The sequence below is a fragment of the Mesorhizobium wenxiniae genome (assembly GCF_002284535.1).
GTDB classification, from domain to species: Bacteria; Pseudomonadota; Alphaproteobacteria; order Rhizobiales; family Rhizobiaceae; genus Mesorhizobium; species Mesorhizobium wenxiniae.
Window position 1 is genome coordinate 327,713 of record NZ_NPKH01000014.1, and the last position, 17,446, is coordinate 345,158.

General features: G+C 62.6%; 13 protein-coding genes. 2 read left to right on the forward strand and 11 right to left on the reverse strand.

All coding sequences use genetic code 11. From position 1 onward, the window contains the following. Positions 1 to 37: 37 nt before the first annotated feature. The gene (locus CIT31_RS06905; protein WP_095517978.1) at positions 38 to 1,336 is read right to left on the reverse strand and encodes an adenylosuccinate synthase; all 1,299 of its coding nucleotides are present in this window, start codon (positions 1,334 to 1,336) and stop codon (positions 38 to 40) included. 317 nt (positions 1,337 to 1,653) lie between these two features. On the opposite strand from CIT31_RS06905, the gene CIT31_RS06910 reads away from it, so the two are divergent. Continuing rightward, positions 1,654 to 2,544: a DMT family transporter gene (locus CIT31_RS06910; RefSeq protein ID WP_095517979.1), complete on the forward strand. Its 891-nt coding sequence runs from the start codon at positions 1,654 to 1,656 to the stop codon at positions 2,542 to 2,544. 101 nt (positions 2,545 to 2,645) lie between these two features. On the opposite strand, the gene serA is transcribed toward CIT31_RS06910, so the two are convergent. The 5 genes from serA to glmM form a co-directional block, all read right to left on the reverse strand. Next, positions 2,646 to 4,244 carry a phosphoglycerate dehydrogenase gene (serA, locus tag CIT31_RS06915; RefSeq protein ID WP_095518116.1) on the reverse strand — a complete coding sequence of 533 codons (1,599 nt, stop codon included), beginning with the start codon at positions 4,242 to 4,244 and terminating at the stop codon, positions 2,646 to 2,648. 68 nt (positions 4,245 to 4,312) lie between these two features. Beyond that, positions 4,313 to 5,488 carry a phosphoserine transaminase gene (locus tag CIT31_RS06920; protein WP_095517980.1) on the reverse strand — a complete coding sequence of 392 codons (1,176 nt, stop codon included), beginning with the start codon at positions 5,486 to 5,488 and terminating at the stop codon, positions 4,313 to 4,315. 202 nt (positions 5,489 to 5,690) lie between these two features. Beyond that, positions 5,691 to 6,440, reverse strand: coding sequence for an outer membrane protein (locus CIT31_RS06925; protein WP_065011266.1), 750 nt, complete (start codon positions 6,438 to 6,440; stop codon positions 5,691 to 5,693). A gap of 187 nt (positions 6,441 to 6,627) precedes the next feature. Then, the gene (locus CIT31_RS06930; protein ID WP_095517981.1) at positions 6,628 to 7,458 is read right to left on the reverse strand and encodes an outer membrane protein; all 831 of its coding nucleotides are present in this window, start codon (positions 7,456 to 7,458) and stop codon (positions 6,628 to 6,630) included. 224 nt (positions 7,459 to 7,682) lie between these two features. After that, positions 7,683 to 9,035 (reverse strand): phosphoglucosamine mutase, encoded by a 1,353-nt coding sequence (gene glmM / locus CIT31_RS06935; protein ID WP_095518117.1) that lies wholly within the window; start codon positions 9,033 to 9,035, stop codon positions 7,683 to 7,685. A 522-nt stretch (positions 9,036 to 9,557) separates the two neighbouring features. Between glmM and CIT31_RS06940 the strand changes: the two genes are divergently transcribed. After that, the gene (locus CIT31_RS06940) at positions 9,558 to 10,349 is read left to right on the forward strand and encodes a hypothetical protein (RefSeq protein ID WP_095517982.1); all 792 of its coding nucleotides are present in this window, start codon (positions 9,558 to 9,560) and stop codon (positions 10,347 to 10,349) included. A 276-nt stretch (positions 10,350 to 10,625) separates the two neighbouring features. On the opposite strand, the gene ftsH is transcribed toward CIT31_RS06940, so the two are convergent. The 5 genes from ftsH to tolB all read right to left on the reverse strand — a co-directional run bounded on the left by ftsH (position 10,626) and on the right by tolB (position 17,443). Continuing rightward, positions 10,626 to 12,554, reverse strand: a complete 1,929-nt coding sequence (gene ftsH, locus CIT31_RS06945; RefSeq protein ID WP_065011263.1) for an ATP-dependent zinc metalloprotease FtsH — start codon at positions 12,552 to 12,554, stop codon at positions 10,626 to 10,628. Positions 12,555 to 12,677: 123 nt separating this feature from the next. Then, entirely contained in the window at positions 12,678 to 14,087 is a 1,410-nt protein-coding gene (tilS, locus tag CIT31_RS06950) for a tRNA lysidine(34) synthetase TilS (RefSeq protein ID WP_095517983.1), read from the reverse strand. Next, entirely contained in the window at positions 14,081 to 15,193 is a 1,113-nt protein-coding gene (ybgF, locus tag CIT31_RS06955) for a tol-pal system protein YbgF (RefSeq protein WP_095517984.1), read from the reverse strand. Before ybgF ends, tilS begins: the two co-directional genes overlap by 7 nt. 197 nt (positions 15,194 to 15,390) lie before the next feature. After that, the gene (gene pal, locus CIT31_RS06960; protein WP_095517985.1) at positions 15,391 to 15,897 is read right to left on the reverse strand and encodes a peptidoglycan-associated lipoprotein Pal; all 507 of its coding nucleotides are present in this window, start codon (positions 15,895 to 15,897) and stop codon (positions 15,391 to 15,393) included. 262 nt (positions 15,898 to 16,159) lie between these two features. Next, positions 16,160 to 17,443 carry a Tol-Pal system beta propeller repeat protein TolB gene (gene tolB / locus CIT31_RS06965; RefSeq protein WP_240992820.1) on the reverse strand — a complete coding sequence of 428 codons (1,284 nt, stop codon included), beginning with the start codon at positions 17,441 to 17,443 and terminating at the stop codon, positions 16,160 to 16,162. Positions 17,444 to 17,446: the final 3 nt, after the last annotated feature.

Consider the following 17,446-nt stretch of genomic DNA (forward strand, 5'->3'; position numbering starts at 1 on the left):
CCGCAAATCGGCCGCGATGCCCGGAACGGCTGAGAATCTAGTCTTGAAACGGATCGGTCACAAGTATTGTGTCGTCCCGTTCAGGGCTGGTGGAAAGGAGTGCGACCGGCGCGCCGATCAGCTCCTCGATGTGACGGACATATTTGACTGCCTGGGCCGGCAGATCGTTCCAGCTTCTGGCGCCGGCGGTGGTGCCTTTCCAGCCCTCCAGCGTCTCGTAGACTGGTTCGACGCGCCCCTGCGCACCCTGGCTGGCCGGTAGATAATCGATCGCCTCGCCATCGAGACGGTAGCCGGTGCAGACCTTAATCTCGTCCAGCCCGTCGAGCACGTCGAGCTTGGTCAGCGCAATGCCCTTGATGCCGTTGACGGCCACGGCCTGACGAACCAGCACGGCATCGAACCAGCCGCAGCGGCGCTTGCGGCCGGTGACGACGCCGAACTCATGGCCACGCGTGCCCAGGAACTCGCCGATCTCGTTCTTCTGTTCGGTCGGAAACGGACCTTCGCCGACACGCGTCGTATAGGCCTTGGTGATGCCGAGTACATAGCCGATGGCACCCGGGCCGACGCCGGATCCGGCGGCGGCTTGACCAGCTACCGTGTTGGACGAGGTGACGAACGGATAAGTGCCGTGGTCGATGTCGAGCAGCGTGCCTTGCGCGCCCTCGAACAGGATGCGTTCGCCGGCGCGGCGCTTGTCGTCGAGGATCTTCCAGACACGGTCCATATAGGGCAGGATCTCGTCGGCGACCGAAATCAGCTCTCTCATGATTGCGTCATGCGTGACTTCGGCGTGGCCGAGCCCACGGCGAAGCGCATTGTGGTGCGTCAGCAGCCTGTCGACCTTCAAGGGCAGCGTTTCCAAATCCGCCAAATCCATCACCCTGACCGCGCGCCGGCCCACCTTATCCTCATAGGCGGGGCCGATGCCACGACGGGTCGTGCCGATCTTCGTCCCGGAATTGGTGGCAGCGTCTTCGCGGAATCCGTCCAGCTCCCGGTGCAAGGACAGGATAAGCGCGGTGTTTTCGGCTATTTTCAGGCGCTCCGGCGTCACCCCGACGCCTTGCGCCTTCAATTTCGCAACTTCCGCGACGAAGGCGTGCGGATCGAAGACGACGCCATTGCCGATGATGGACAGCTTGCCTTGCCGCACCACCCCGGACGGCAGCAGCGACAGCTTGTAGACCTTGCCGTCGACGACCAGCGTATGGCCGGCATTGTGGCCGCCCTGGAAGCGTACGACGACGTCGGCGCGTTCCGACAGCCAGTCCACGATCTTGCCTTTGCCCTCGTCGCCCCATTGCGAGCCGACGACCACCACATTGGCCATGTTTCTTTTCCCTTGAGGCGCCGCTCGGAGCGGCTTGAAATAGTTCGAAACGACAGGCTTCTATCGCATAGGCCCGAAAATCGGAATCGATTTCGGAAAGCACGATGCGAACATTCAAGCCTTGAGACGCACTTTGTCCGTCCAGTGGACGCACGTCGCTCTATAACGTCAAGACCCGGCGAGCGCGACCATTCTTTACCGCCGAAAGCGCCCTCAGGCACAACAATTTTCGCCTTTGACTTCATTTACTTGGGCGAACCACCACAATAGGTCGGCAAAAGACCCTTCGCCTGCCCTCCCGGCTGGAAATTTTAGCCATGCATCGAACCGCCTATCTGTTCCTGCTGTTCACCACCTTGCTGTGGGGCGGCAACTCCGTGGCCGGCAAGCTGGCGGTCGACCACATCTCGCCGATGACGCTGGTCTTCCTACGCTGGGTTCTGGCCGTTCTGATCATGCTGCCGCTCGGCTGGCGAACGCTGCGCGAGGACTGGCCGGTGGTGCGCAAGCATTGGTTGCTGCTTGGCGGGCTCGGCGCTTGCGGCTTCACCTTCTTCAACGCGATCTTCTACACGGCGCTCAACTACACGACGGCGATCAACGTCTCGATCGAGCAGGCGGCGATACCGATCGTGATCATCCTCGCCAATTTCGTGCTGTTTCGCCTGCGTGTGAACCGGGTGCAGATCGCCGGCGTCGTGCTGACGATTGTCGGTGTCGCCCTGACAGCCAGCCATGGCGATCTGCGCCAGCTTCTCAAGCTGGATCTCAACTTCGGCGACGCCATCATGCTGATCGCGGTGCTTTGCTACAGCTTCTACTCGGTCGGGCTGCGGCTGAAGCCGGCTATACGCTGGCAAAGCCTGATGCTGGCGCTGTCGATTGCCGCACTTGTCACCTCGCTGCCTTTCTTCCTGTGGGAAGTGGCCGCCGGCAAGGTCATCGTCCCCGATGCGCGCGGCTGGGCGATAGCGTTCTACACCGCGATCGGCGCCTCAGTCGTCTCGCAGATCTTTTACATCAGGGGCAACGAACTGATCGGCGCCAACCGGGCTGGCCTGTTCATCAACCTGGTGCCGATCTTCGGCACGCTCCTGTCGGTGCTGATCGTCGGTGAGACATTCCAGCTCTATCAGGGACAGGCCCTGGTGCTGGTGCTTGGCGGTATCAGCCTCGCCGAATACAGCGGAAGGAAGATGGCGATTTAGCCGGCAATATTCGACGCCGCATGGTGCAATCCAGAGCCTGTTAGCCACATTGTCGAAGCGCCCCGCGCGCTTGCAGAGCACGCGGGGCGCGCGGGCATTATTCAGGCGCCCACATCGAAATGCAGCCGCTTGGCGGAGTCGATCGACTTGTGCGCCCGCACCTGTTCCAGCACGTTTTCCGGGAACGGCGCATCGAGATAAAGCAGTGCAATGGCATCGCCGCCAGGCCGGTTGCGGCCGAGCTGGAAGTTGGCGATGTTGACGCCGTTCTCGCCGCAGACCGTGCCGAGCAGGCCGATGATGCCGGGCGCATCGGCATTCGTCGTGTAGAGCATGTGCTGGCCGACCTCGGCGTCGAGGTTGATGCCCTTGATCTGGATGAAGCGCGGCTTGCCGTCCGAGAAGCAGGTGCCGGCGATCGAACGCGTCCTATGCTCGGTCTTGACCGTCAGCTTGATGTAGCCGTCGAACACGCCGGATTTGTCGCGCTTGACCTCGGCAACGATGATGCCGCGCTCCTTCACCATGATCGGCGCCGACACCATGTTGACGTCGGAGACCTGCGGCCGGATCAGCCCGGCAAGAGTGGCGCTGATCAGCGCGCGCGTGTTCATCGTCGCGGTCGAGCCGTCGAACAGTATCTCGACCTCCTTGATAGGATCCTCGGTGACCTGGCCGACAAAGGCGCCGAGCACTTCGGCAAGCTTGACGAAAGGCTTCAGGCGCGGCGCTTCTTCAGCGGTGATCGACGGCATGTTGATGGCGTTGGAAACAGCGCCCTTGATCAGATAGTCGGCCATCTGCTCGGCGACCTGCAGGGCGACATTCTCCTGCGCCTCCATCGTCGACGCACCGAGATGCGGCGTCGCCACCACGTGCTCCATGCCGAACAGCTCACTTTTCTCCGCCGGCTCGACCTCGAACACATCGATGCCAGCGCCCGCCACCTTGCCGCTTTTCAACGCCGCAATCAGGTCGGCCTCGACCATCAGCCCGCCACGGGCGCAGTTGATGATGCGCACGCCGGTCTTCATTTTGGCGATCGCCGCGGCGTCGATGATGTTGCGCGTCTTGTCGGTCAATGGCGTGTGCAGAGTGATGAAATCGGCGCGGGTGAACAGCTCGTCCAGTTCGACCTTCTCGACGCCGAGCTCCTCGGCGCGGCTGTCCGACAGGAACGGGTCGAAGGCGATGACGTGCATCTTCAGGCCGACGCCGCGCGTGGCCACGATCGAGCCGATATTGCCGCAGCCGATGATGCCCAGCGTCTTGCCGGTGATCTCGATGCCCATGAAGCGGTTCTTTTCCCATTTGCCGGCATGGGTCGAGGCATTGGCTTCCGGTATCTGGCGGGCTAGCGCGAAGATCATGGCGACGGCATGCTCGGCGGTGGTGATCGAATTGCCGAACGGCGTGTTCATGACGATGATGCCCTTGCGGCTCGCCGCCGGGATGTCGACATTGTCGACGCCGATGCCGGCGCGGCCGACCACCTTGAGCCTGGTGGCGGCGTTGATCAGCTTTTCGGTGACTTTGGTCGCCGACCGGATGGCGAGGCCGTCATACTGGCCGATCACTTCGAGCAGCTTTTCCTTGTCCTTGCCGAGATCGGGCAGGTAGTCGACGTCGATGCCGCGATCCCTAAAGATCTGAACGGCGGTGGTGGAGAGTTTGTCTGAGACGAGAACGCGGGGCGCCATGGCGGCCTCCTTCAAATGAGATTTGATCCGTTTGGGAATGGGCGGCCCCGAGGGCCGCCACGGGAAACTCAGGCGGCCGCCTTGAGCGACGCCTTTTGTGCGGCAAAGGCCCAGTCGAGCCACGGCAGCAGCGCTTCGAGGTCGGAGGTCTCGACCGTCGCGCCGCACCAGATGCGCAGGCCGGGCGGCGCATCGCGATAGGCGCCGATATCGTAGGCGACGCCTTCCTTGTCGAGCGTCGAGACGATGCCCTTGGCGAACGCCGCTTGTCCGTCGGCATCAAGCGCGGCGACATCCGGGTCGGTGAAGGAAAGACAGACGGACGTGTTCGACCGCGTCGCCGGGTCGGTGGCCAGATGGCCGAGCCATGCGGATCTGTCGACGAAACCGTCCATAACGGCGGCATTGGCGTCGGCGCGGGCAATCAATGCGTCGAGGCCGCCGATCGACTTCGCCCAACGCAGCGCGTCGAGATAGTCCTCGACGCACAGCATCGATGGCGTGTTGATGGTCTCGCCCTTGAAGATGCCTTCGATGAGCTTGCCGCCCGAGGTGAGGCGAAAGATTTTCGGCAGCGGCCAGGCGGGCTTGTAGCTTTCCAGCCGCTCGACGGCGCGCGGGCTGAGGATCAGCATGCCGTGCGCACCTTCGCCGCCCAGCACCTTCTGCCAGGAGAAGGTGACGACATCGAGCTTCTGGAAATCGAGCTTTTGCGCAAAGGCCGCCGACGTCGCGTCGCAGATGGTCAGGCCCTTGCGGCTGACCGGAATGAACTCACCGTTCGGGACACGCACGCCTGATGTCGTGCCGTTCCAGGTGAAGACCACATCGCGGTCGAAGTCGATTTTTGTCAGATCCGGCAGCGCGCCGTAGCCGGCCTCGATCCTGCGCACGTCAGCGAGCTTCAGCTGCTTGACCACATCGGTGACCCAGCCGGAACCGAAACTCTCCCAGGCGACCATGTCGACGCCGCGTTGGCCGAGCAGCGACCACAGCGCCATCTCGACCGCGCCGGTGTCCGACGCCGGCACGATGCCGATGCGATAGTCTGCCGGAACCTGGAGAATTTCCCGCGTCAGCTCGATCGCCTGTTCGAGCTTGGTCTTGCCGATCTTGGCGCGGTGCGAGCGTCCGAGCGCGGCATTGGTCAGCGCCTCGACCGACCAGCCGGGACGTTTTGCACAGGGACCTGAGGAAAAATTGGGATTTTCCGGACGGAGTCCGGGCTTCGTACGCGTCGTCATTGTGGTCTATCCTTCCAGATAGTGGCCCCTCGTTGGGGAGGGGTGGCCCACGGACGGCGATATGCGTTCAGGCGTCAGGCGTCAAGGGGAAAGTTTTTGTCGCTGGCAGGATACTGATCACCTGTGATGAGAATGTCGTGGGCCTCGAAACACGATGGCGGACCCGAAGATCCGCCGTCTTGATTTGTCGCCCGCGCAGCTCCTACCAGAGGTCGTAGCGCAACCCGAGCTTAACCTGATGATTGCTGATCCCTTTGTCGATCGGATAGGAATTTAGACTCTCGGCAGTCGCATATTCGGCGTCGGGCGCGGAAAAATACTGATAGCCCAGATCGACGGAAACATTCTTGGACACTTGATAGGCAAGGCCCGCATTAAGCGTATAGGCAAAGGAATACTGGGTCTTGTCGTCCTGCAGAACAAAATCGTCGGTAGGGTCATTGTTGTCGGTGAAATAGCTCGCCGAAAGCTTGCGATTGCTCTGGACGATTCCGATACCCGCGCCGAGATAGGGCGTGATCCCGACATAGGTGCCAAGATCGACATAGCCATTGAGCATGCCCGAGAAGGCGTAGTTCTTCAGGGACGCTGATGCCACGGTCGTTCCGTCATCATAGCCGACGCCGATCTTGTTGCCGGGCAGATAGCCGAAATTGAGATCGGCCCGCAGATAGTCGTTGAAATGGTAGCCGAAGCCGATGCTGGCAAAGATCGGATCTTCATTGTCGCTGAAGCTCGCCGGTGTGAAGGCGAAGTCCTCATCTTCGAAACTCTTTTCCGGCAAATAAGCGACATCGCCCCGCAGATACCATCCCGAACCGACTTCGACCGGCACATAATCCGGCGCCTGGTCGACATAGATCGGCGGATCGTAGTCGGCACCAAGCGCTTGAGACAGCGGCATCAGGGCGATTGCTGCAAGCGCCAGCGCTATGCGCGATTTGAATGTCATGATCCCTGGCTCCCGAAGGTGGCGCCATTCGCGATCGCGAGCGCCGTTCAGAGCATTGTTAACCATAGTGGTTAAGTGGCGGTTAAGGATAACAAGGCGTTAGCAATTTGATTTGATGCGCTTTCCTGACCCAAGCGAAAACCGCCCGGCTTTCGCCGGGCGGTCCGCAACCCTGCTCTCGAAGCGATTACTTGGTGTAGACCGGTTCGGGTTCGTAGGCGATCGGCTCCGGCTGGGCGCAGCCCGAGTTGCCGAACTGGTAGCGCAGGCCGCCGCGCACTTCGTGCACATTGATGCCTTTGTCATGGCCCGGACCGACGCCGCTGGCGAAGTCGAACATCTTACCGCCTTCGATATGGCTGTAGCGGTAGCCGATATCGAGCTTGACACGATCGGTCAGGCAGTAGGATGCGCCAGCCATGGCGGCATAGGCAAAACGCCAGCCTTTGCCGCCGCTATGCTCAAACGAACCGTCCTCAGTGACGTTATGCAGCGTATCCCACTTGACCCAGGCGCCGCCGATGCCGGCGCCGACATAGGGCGTGATGCCGTGCCATGTGCCGATATCGACATAGGCGTTGGCGAGAAGCAGCAGCGCCGTATAGGACGAGGTGTCGGTCGAAGTGCAGGGATCTCCATCAAGGCAGATGCCGCTGGTCGAGCCGCGGAAATCGGATTTGCTCATCCAGTCCGCGGTCAGGTCGGTGCGAAAATACTGGTTGATCTGGTAACCGACGCCGGCGCCAGCCGAGAAGGCGCCCTCCAGCTTGCCGCTGTCAAAGCGGCCGGTGCCTGGAGCCGGCCCGTAGGTGATGTAGTCGCCGCCGCGGAACTTCGACCAGTGATAGTCGATGTCGCCGCGAATGTACCAGCCGCCATATTCGACCGGCTGCTCGTAGACGGGCGGCGGCGGGGCCGGCTCGACCACGGGCGGCTCGACGAAGTCGGCGGCGAACACTGGTCCGGCCACGCCCGCGAGCAGCGCGGCAAAGAGGGCCATTCTTGCTGTATTGAACATGCTTGTCACCCCTGAGAACCCTCGGCACAGCGAACGCGTCCGAATCTGATTGGCTTCAGTCGTGGATAATGAATTGGAAAAGTTAAAACGCGTTTAACCGTATCGCTTAACCATGTACCTCTAAATCTTTCAGAGTTTCGCGTCATTTCTGCGGAGAATTTGCGTGCAAGCCAACGAAAAAAGCCCGCCGGAGGCGGGCTTTCAAACTGGCAAAAGCTTCAGGATCAGGCGGCGCTGCGCGTTTCCGAAATGACCTCGACGATATCGTTGACGACGGCCTCGACCAGTTGCTGATCGTCGCCTTCCGCCATGACGCGGATGAGCGGTTCCGTGCCGGATGGCCGGATGACCAGGCGCCCGGCCTTGCCCAGGCGGTGCCGTCCATCTTCGATCGCCGCCTTGACCAGGGCTTCCTCGAGCGGCTTGCCGCCGGCAATGTGGACGTTCTTCAGCAGCTGCGGCACCGGCGCAAACTTCTTCGACAGTTCGCTGACCGGCCGGTTCTGCCGCTTGATGCAGGCGAGCACCTGGAGCGCCGAGACGAGGCCGTCGCCGGTGGTGGAAAAATCGGACAGCACGATGTGGCCCGACTGTTCGCCGCCGACATTCAGGCCGTGCGCACGCATGTGCTCGACGACATAGCGGTCGCCGACCTTGGTGCGGTGCAACTGCAGGTTCATGTCGCCGAGGAAGCGTTCGAGGCCGAGATTGGACATCACCGTCGAGACGATGCCACCTCCGGCCAGCCGTCCGCTCTGATGCCAGGACTCGGCGATCAGCGCCATGATCTGATCGCCATCGACGATCGCGCCGTTCTCGTCGACGATGACGACGCGGTCGGCATCGCCGTCGAGCGCGATGCCGATATCGGCGCGCACTTCGTGGACCTTCTTCTGCAGGCCGGCCGGATGGGTCGAGCCGCACTCCTTGTTGATGTTGAAGCCATTGGGCTCGACATTGATAGCGACGACCTCGGCGCCGAGTTCCCACAGCGCCTCGGGCGCCACCTTGTAGGCAGCGCCGTTGGCGCAATCGACGACGATGCGGAGGCCCGAAAGCGACATCGAGCGCGGCAGCGTGCGCTTGGCGAATTCGATGTAGCGGTCATGGACGCCGTCGACGCGCTTGGCGCGGCCGAGCCCGTCCGAATCGGCGAGCGCCAGGTCGATATCCTTGTCGAGCATCCCCTCAATTCGCTCCTCGATCTCATCGGAGAGCTTGTAGCCATCTGGGCCGAACAGCTTGATACCGTTGTCGTAATAGGGATTGTGCGAGGCCGAGATCATCACGCCGATGTCGGCGCGCAATGAGCGCACCAGCATGGCGACCGCGGGCGTCGGAATCGGGCCGAGCAGGAACACGTCCATGCCGGCGGCGCACAGACCCGACACCATCGCATTCTCGATCATGTAACCGGAAAGCCTGGTGTCCTTGCCGAGCACGACTCGGTGGCGATGGTTGCCGCGCTGGAACGAAAGGCCGGCGGCCATGCCGACCCTCATGGCGACCTCCGCCGTCATTGGAAACCTGTTGGCGCGCCCGCGAATGCCGTCCGTACCGAAATAACTTCCTGCCATGCTAGCCAGCTTCCCGATGGTTCTTTTCCGGCACGTCATGCCATAAATTGGCCCGAGCCCTATCATCACAATGCATGATTATAGGTCACCAATCCTTAGAAAATTGTTGTTTTGTGTGTTTTGTGTCACGCTCGTGCGTGGATTTTCAAGTTCCCTGCCTGGTTGCGGCAGCAGCGTTCAGGAACTTCAGACTGCATCTGGATTCTTTGTTGTCTCAGTCAGTAGGCACTGAACTCGCAATCCGCGGGTCGAGTGGCCCTGGATCGGGCATTCAGTTGCGCCGCAGCGGCGACACTCGATCCAACCGCCATGTCAGGCAGTCCCTCACTGTGGGCCGCTCTATGCGCGCTTTCCGTGCAAAAGCGCTCGGGAAAATCTACCTGGCGGACAGGAGCTGGCTACGACTTTATCGAAATAATGCACTTTCCGACAGCCTTTTCGCCATTTAGCCTCTGGCGCAACCAGCCGTTGAGTGTTACTGCTTGCTTGGTACATATCGTGAACATCTGAGGGAGAAGACGCATGCTCATCCATCGACTTGCCACTTTGACGGGTCTCGCCGTCGTGACTTTATTCCTGACGGCGCCCGCCAATGCGCTGACCATGACTGAATGCAGCACCAAGTATAACGCGGCAAAGGACGCCGGAACACTTGGCGGGCAGAACTGGAACCAGTTCCGCAAGGCAGAATGCGGTACCGACGCCGCCGACGCCACGCCAGCCGCGGCGGAAAGCACCAGCGCTGCAACTACCGACGCGGCACCGGGCCCGACGGCGAAAGAATGCAGCACCAAATACCAGGCCGCAAAGGCCGCCGGCACGCTGAACGGCACGAAGTGGAGTGACTTCCGCAAGAGCGAATGCGCCGCCGGCGCCAGCGCGACGGTGGAACCCGCCGCAGAGACGCCCAAGGCAGCGGCGACTGCCAACGCAGGCAACGGCCTTAGCAGGGCGGATTGCAGCGCCAAGTATCAGGCGGCCAAGACCGGCAACACGCTGAACGGCATGAAGTGGAACGACTTCCGCATGAGCCAGTGCGGTGCCAGTGGTTCCGACGACGACACCATGCCGGCAGCCGATCAGGCAAGCCTCACCAGCCACCCGGAAACGCCGACCGTCACCGCTCCCCAGGGTGTGACGTTTCCGAAGGCGATCTCCACCAAGTATAGCAGCGAAACCCCGGCGAAGGGCCGCATGCACACCTGCCGCGACCAGTACCACGCCAACAAGGAGGCCGATACGCTGGGTGGCCTCAAGTGGATCCAGAAGGGTGGCGGCTTCTACAGCCTTTGCAATGCCGCGCTGAAGAGCTGATCGGCAGTAATACCTGAAGACAGGAAGGCCCGCCAACCGCAAGGTTCGCGGGCCTTCCTGTTGCCGGCGATAAATTGTGCCGGCCCCCTTGCGGGAGATCGGCCCTCATCACGGCCTCCGCAAACCTTCAGCGTCTACCTCCCATGTGGAGAAGTCCCCGGCACTGGGTGAAGCGATGGAGTTTTCAGGCCGCGACCGACTGCTGGCAGCCCTCCAAATGAAACCGCCGCGATCAACACCGCGGCGATTTTCGAAATCAATCTCATGAGCCGGACCCTAGCTTGACGGCTGAGGCTCCATGCCGCCTTCGGGCTCCGGGCCCTTCTTGCGGCGGCTGCCGGACTTCGGCACGGCCGAGCCACGGCTCGGTGGCGTGTCGTCGCCGAGATCGCGGGCGGGCTTGTGGCCGGCGATCAGCTGCTTGATCTCCTCGCCGGACAGCGTCTCATATTCCAACAGCCCCTGCGCCAGCGCGATCCATTCCTTCTTCTTCTTGGTCAGGATGGATTTCGCCGTCGAATAGGCCTCGTCGATCAGCCGGCGCACTTCGGCGTCGATGATCTGCGCCGTCTCTTCCGAGACGTTCTGCGTGCGCGCCACCGAATGGCCGAGGAAGACCTCTTCCTGGTTATCGCCATAGGCGACATGGCCGAGCTTGTCGGAGAAGCCCCAGCGCGTGACCATGGCGCGCGCCAGCTTGGTTGCCTGCTCGATGTCCGAGGAGGCGCCCGAGGTGATGTTCTCCTTGCCGAACTTGAACTCCTCGGCGACGCGGCCACCCATCATGATGGCGAGGCGCGAGATCATGTATTTGTAGCTCATCGAATAACGGTCGCCTTCCGGCAGCTGCATAACCATGCCAAGCGCCCGGCCGCGCGGGATGATGGTCGCCTTGTGCAGCGGATCGGCCGACGGCACGTTCAGCGCCAGGATGGCGTGGCCGGCCTCGTGATAGGCGGTGAGTTCCTTCTCGGCCTGGGTCATCGCCGACGAGCGGCGCTCGGCGCCCATCATGATCTTGTCCTTGGCGTCCTCGAACTCGGCCATGGTGACAAGGCGCTTGTTACGCCGCGCCGCCATCAGGGCGGATTCGTTGACGAGGTTCATCAGGTCGGCGCCGGAAAAGCCCGGCGTGCCGCGTGCGATCACCTTGAGGTCGACATTGGGCGCCAGCGGCACGTTGCGCACATGCACCTTCAGGATCTTCTCGCGGCCGACGATGTCGGGGTTCGGAACCACCACCTGGCGGTCGAAACGGCCGGGCCTGAGCAGCGCCGGGTCGAGCACGTCCGGCCGGTTGGTGGCGGCGATCAGGATGATGCTTTCGTTGGATTCGAAGCCGTCCATTTCGACCAGCAACTGGTTCAGCGTCTGCTCGCGTTCGTCGTTGCCGCCGCCGAGGCCGGCGCCGCGATGGCGGCCGACCGCGTCGATTTCGTCGATGAAGATGATGCAGGGCGCATTCTTCTTGGCCTGGTCGAACATATCGCGGACGCGGCTGGCGCCAACGCCGACGAACATCTCGACAAAATCCGAGCCGGAAATGGTGAAGAACGGCACGTTGGCCTCACCGGCGACCGAACGTGCAAGCAGCGTCTTGCCGGTCCCGGGAGGGCCGACGAGCAGCACGCCGCGCGGGATCTTGCCGCCAAGCCGCTGGAACTTCTGCGGATCACGTAGGAATTCGACGATCTCTTCAAGATCTTGCTTGGCTTCGTCGACGCCGGCGACGTCCTGGAAGGTGACGCGGCCATGCGCTTCGGTCAAAAGCTTGGCCTTCGACTTGCCGAAACCCATGGCGCGGCCGGAGCCGGATTGCATCTGGCGCATGAAGAATATCCAGACGCCAAGGATGAGGATCATCGGCAGCCAGGAGATGAGATAGCCGAACAGCGAATTGGAACCGTCGGATTCGGGGCGCGCGTTGATGGTGACGTTCTTGTCCTGGAGTCTCGAAACCAGCGACGGATCACCCGGCGAATAGGTCTGGAAGCCGGTAGAGGTGTCGGTATAGGTGCCCGAGATGCGGGCACCCGCTATGGTCACCGTCTTGACCCGGCCGGCTGCGACATCCTGCAGGAACTGCGAATAGGGGACATCGCTCGCTGCTCCGCGCGTCTGCGGCGTCTGGAACAGATTGAAGAGAGCGATGAGCAGGACCGCTATGATCGCCCAGAGCGCGAGATTGCGATAATTCGGATTCATCAATTGTCCCGTTGGTGTCCGCTGGCGGACACGCGTCGTGAGAGGAAACTTGGGTCTAACATAGGGATGGCGCCTTCCCTTGCCAAGCAGAACAGCATGTCGCGGTTAAGCTTTCGCCCACGATCAACTGGCAGTGTGGCCGCTAAAAGGCGTGGCAGGAAGAAGCGGCGCGCCGATCAGCGCGGCGACCGTTCCGGCCGGCGCCAGGTCGAAGGACGGCAGGAAGCGGGCAAAGGGCGCGACCACCGGGCATACCGCCATTCCCGGCAGGACCTGGCTGTCCTGCGCCGAACCGAGGCATTCGCCAAGAAGTTCATCTGGGCGCCACAGCACCGGCTCGGCCGCCAAGGCCGCGCGGACAAGGCTTGGCGGCGTGCCGTCGTCGGCAATTGGCCGTTTTGCGGCACGAGCCGCACCGAGCGGCGCGATCAAAAATGCACCTGGTTCATCGTCCAATGTGATCCTCCAGCGGCCGTCCCAGAGGGCATTGTCCACGGCAGGAGCAGCGGGCGGCAGGTTGCGGGTTTCGCGACGCAGGAAGATGCCGGCACGCCGTGCATCGACCACCGTCCGCGACAATGTGGCGCAAAACGGGGTCGCGAAAAATGGGGTTGTGCCAGATGGTCCGGCCCTCAGCCGATCGAGCAGCGCCTTGCTGCGAACCTGGTCGGGCAGAAAGGCAACGCCGCCGACAGTCGCCAGCAGGATGCGCAGCGCATAGACGGCCGCCGCCTCGTCGCCGGCCGTCGCAAAGCCCGGATCGAGACGGATAAGGCCGGCGGTGGGCCTGCTGGCAAAGCCGCGGATCAGCGCGGCTGCGCGATGGCCAAGTTGTTCGCGCTCCACCGCAACCCGCGCGGCCAGCGCCACCGCGTCTTCCACGCGCTGGGTACCATTGCGGTCGGCAAGTGCCGCGCGGATACGCGGCCTCTCGAAAGCCTCGTCTTCATTGGTCGGGTCTTCGACCCAGCCGACATTCGCGCGCTGCAGGACTTCGCGCAGCGCCGCCCGCCGTGTGCCGAGAAGCGGCCGTGCGATCCAGATCCGCCAGTCGTAAAGAGTCGCGGGCGCCATGCCGGCGAGACCTCGCCCATCTTGGCGTGCCCCATCCTCGCGTGCTTTCCGCATCAGCACGGTCTCGGCCTGGTCGTCGGCAGTGTGGCCGGTCAGGACCAGGCCGATACCTTCCGCCTGCGCTGCCTCGGCCAGCAGCCGGTAGCGTGCCTCTCGCGCGGCAGCCGGCAGGCCGGTCGACGGCTTGCGCCTGGACCAGACCACGGTGCGGTGGGCAATGCCGCGCCCGACGCAAAGCCTGGCCACGGCTTGCGCTTCCGCTGCCGAGCCCGGCCGCAGACCGTGATCGATCGTCACAGCCAGCAATTTCGTTGCGGGCGCGGTACGGTCGAGGTGATCTTTGAGGAGAAGGAGAAGGGCGGTCGAGTCGCTGCCGCCGGACACGGCCGCAACAGCGCCGTTGGTAAAGTCGATCTGCGAAAAAACCGAAGGGTCAGGCTCGGTTTCTAGCGTCAGCACGCCGCGAGCGCCCTTTCCTGCTTGACGCGTTCCTTGAGCGTGCCGGAAACGTTGGGATAGCGCTTACCGATCTCGCCGAAAGTGGCGCAGGCCACGTCGCGCTGATTCAATCCGACCAGCGAGACACCGAGCTTTAGCAGCATGTCGGGAGCTTTCTTGGCCTTCGGATAGTCCTTGCTGGCGGCGAGGAACGTCTCGGCCGCGTCGCGGTATTTCTGCTGGCCGAGCAGCGACTCACCCAGCCAGTAATGCGCGTCCGCCGCCTTGGCGTTCTTGGGGAAGCGGGCGATGTGGTCGCGAAAGCCCTGTTCGGCAGTGCTGTAGTCGCCCGACAGGATGAACTGGTAGGAGTTGCGGTAAAGCTCCTCGGGGTCGTCGGTGGCGGGCAGCGCCGCGACCACCGTGTCGTCGGACTTGCCGGCCTGCGTGCCAGCACCTTGGTCACCGGGGGCTTGGTCGCTGGTGGCAGGGGCAGTGTTCTGCACCGGTGCATGTGCCTGCGTGTTGCCGTCGGCGTCGATCACATTGCCGTTCTTGTCGACGGTGATGGTGCCGAACGTCTTCGGCGGCGTGCCGGGGATCACCGTGCCGGGTTCGCCCGTCGGCGATTCGACGATGACCTCCCCGCTCTGGTCGCCGGCGGGCGGTGAGCCCGCATCGCCCGGCGCGTGCGTCGCCGGAGCCTCGGCGACGCTGCTGTCGGTGTTGGTGGTGGCGTCCGACTTCCTCTGCTCGGCCGGTTGCTGCGCGCCTTGCGACCCGCCTTCCAGCTGCTGGAAGCGGAACTCGTTGTCTTCCTGCTGCTTGCGGATCTGCTCCTGCATCTGCAGCACCTGGAAGTTGAGCTCCTCAATCTTGCCGTTCATCTGGCGCAGCTGTTCCTCCAGCGCCGTAGTACCGGTGCCATCCTGGGCGAATTGAACCTGATCCGGTTTCTTTCTTTCGCCGAAGACGCCGGGCAAGTTGATCTTCGGCAAATGGAAGGAAAAGCCGCCTTTCGGCGGTTGTTGCTCGTTGCCGCTTGCCCCCGTACCGCCACCAAGTGCGGCGACGCTTGATACGAGCAGCAGCGCAAGCGTGCCGCTCAAGACCGATCTGAAATGCATGTGCCTCTCGCCGTGGTTTGCCTGTTGCATGCCTTCCGATCGGAGTGGGACCGTCAGGCGCCTCGGCTCTTAGCAGGACGCAGGACTTCGGCCAAATTTTGTTTCAAGTCCCATATACGGGCGCCGGACGTGAAAAAGGCGGCCGCGGCCGCCTTTCACACATATGTGTTGCATTTCTGCCGATCAGAAATTGCCGATCAAGAACCGGCGCCGCCGAGCGTGGTGACAGCGCGGCGGTTCTGCGACCAGCAGGAGATGTCGTCGCAAACCGCAACCGGACGCTCCTTGCCGTAGGAAATGGTCTTCAGGCGCTGGGCGGAAACACCCCTGGCGACGAGGAAGTCGCGGGTGGCGGCGGCACGGCGGGCGCCGAGCGCCAGATTGTATTCGCGCGTGCCGCGCTCGTCGGCATGGCCTTCGATAACGATGGCATACTGCCTATACTGGTTCAGCCACTGCGCCTGGCGCGAAAGCGTCGTCTGCGCGTCGGCGCGGATCGAGGACGAATCCGTATCGAAGAAGATGCGGTCGCCGATGTTGACGGTGAAGTCCTGGGCCGATCCGGGCGTTGCCGCCCCGGCGCCGCTGAGACCGAGATCGGCGGCGCTGTTCGGGGTCTTCTTCGAGGCGCAACCCGCAATGGCGAGCGACGCCACCAGCGCGATCATCACCGGGTTTCTAGTAAGTGCTGCGATACGGCCCATGCCGCCTCTCCTTCGCAATTCGAGTGATTTCGTTGATCGTCCAGTAACCACGTTTGGGTTAACCGGCGTTCAAGAAACACGGTTAAAATTTGGTTTCGGCTGCCGTCCGCAGCCGTTTTGCCAGAGGCCACCAGAGGGGGCAACAATGTGCGCGGACCCTAGGCGGAAATGCGGCTAAAACGCGACCAAGCCGTGGAAAGGAGCGAATTGAAGAAATGAGGAATCCCGTCGTCTCCATCTCTTCAATTCTTCATTTCCTCGCTTACTCGAGCAGCGGCGACCAGGCCGGGTCCGACGCGAAATTCGCGGTCGGGATCGACTGCTCGTTGCGCCCAGTGAGATCGACCGAAACGAGTTTCGGCCCGCCGGCTGAATCGCGGAAGAACATCAGCACCCGCCCGTTGGGCGCCCAGGTCGGCCCCTCCTGCTGAAAGCCGGTTGAAAGGATGCGCTCGCCCGAACCGTCGACGCGCATGACGCCGATCTGGAATTCGCCGGCAGTCTGCTTGGTGAAGGCGATGAGATCGCCGCGCGGCGACCATACCGGCGTCGAATAGACGCCGTCGCCGAAGGAGATGCGGGTCTGGCCCGAACCGTCGGCGCCCATCACATAGATCTGCGCGCGGCCGCCGCGGTCGGAGGTGAACACCACCTTGCTGCCATCCGGCGAATAGGACGGCGAGGTGTCGATGGCCGTCGAATTGGTGAGCCTGGTCGTCGAGCGGCTTCTCAGGTCCATGGCGAAGATGTTGGAATTGCCGTCGTCGCGCAGCAGGCTCATGATCACCTTCTGGCCGTCGGGCGAAAAGCGCGGCGCAAAGGTCATGCCGGGAAAGTCGCCGACCAGTTCGCGCTGCCCGGTCTCGATCTGCAGCAGATAGACCTTCGGCTGGCCGCTTTCGTAGGACATGTAAGTGATTTCCTGCCGGTTTGGCGAGAAGCGCGGGGTCAGCACGATCGACCTGCCATCCGACAGATAGCGGACGTTGGCGCCGTCCTGGTCCATGATGGCGAGGCGCTTCTTGCGCGCGTTCTTTGCGCCCGATTCGTCGATGAAGACGACGCGCGTGTCGAAATAGCCCTTCTCGCCGGTCAGCCGCTCATAGATCGCATCGGCGATGATATGAGCGACGCGCCTCGTATTGGCGTCGTTGGCGAAGAACTGCTCGCCCGACATCTGCTGGCCGGCAAAGGTGTCCCACAGCCTGTACTGGGCGCGGACGCGGCCATCGGCCTCCTTGCTGACGCTGCCGGTGACCAGCGCCTGGGCATTGATCACCTTCCAGTCCTCGAAGCGGGGCGTGGCATCCGGATTGGAGATCTTTTCGATGAAAGCGCTTTTGTCGATCGGCGCGAACAGGCCGGAGCGTTTCAGGTCTGCGCTGACGATGCCGGAAATCTCCGCGCCCAACGCATCGCCGCCCTGGAAATCGGTGATGGCGATTGGCAGCGGCTCGACATTGCCTTTGTTGACGTTGAGCTCAACGAGCGCCCGCGCCGGCAAGGTGGCGGCGGCAGTCATGCCCAGCGCCATCGCTACGATCATCAG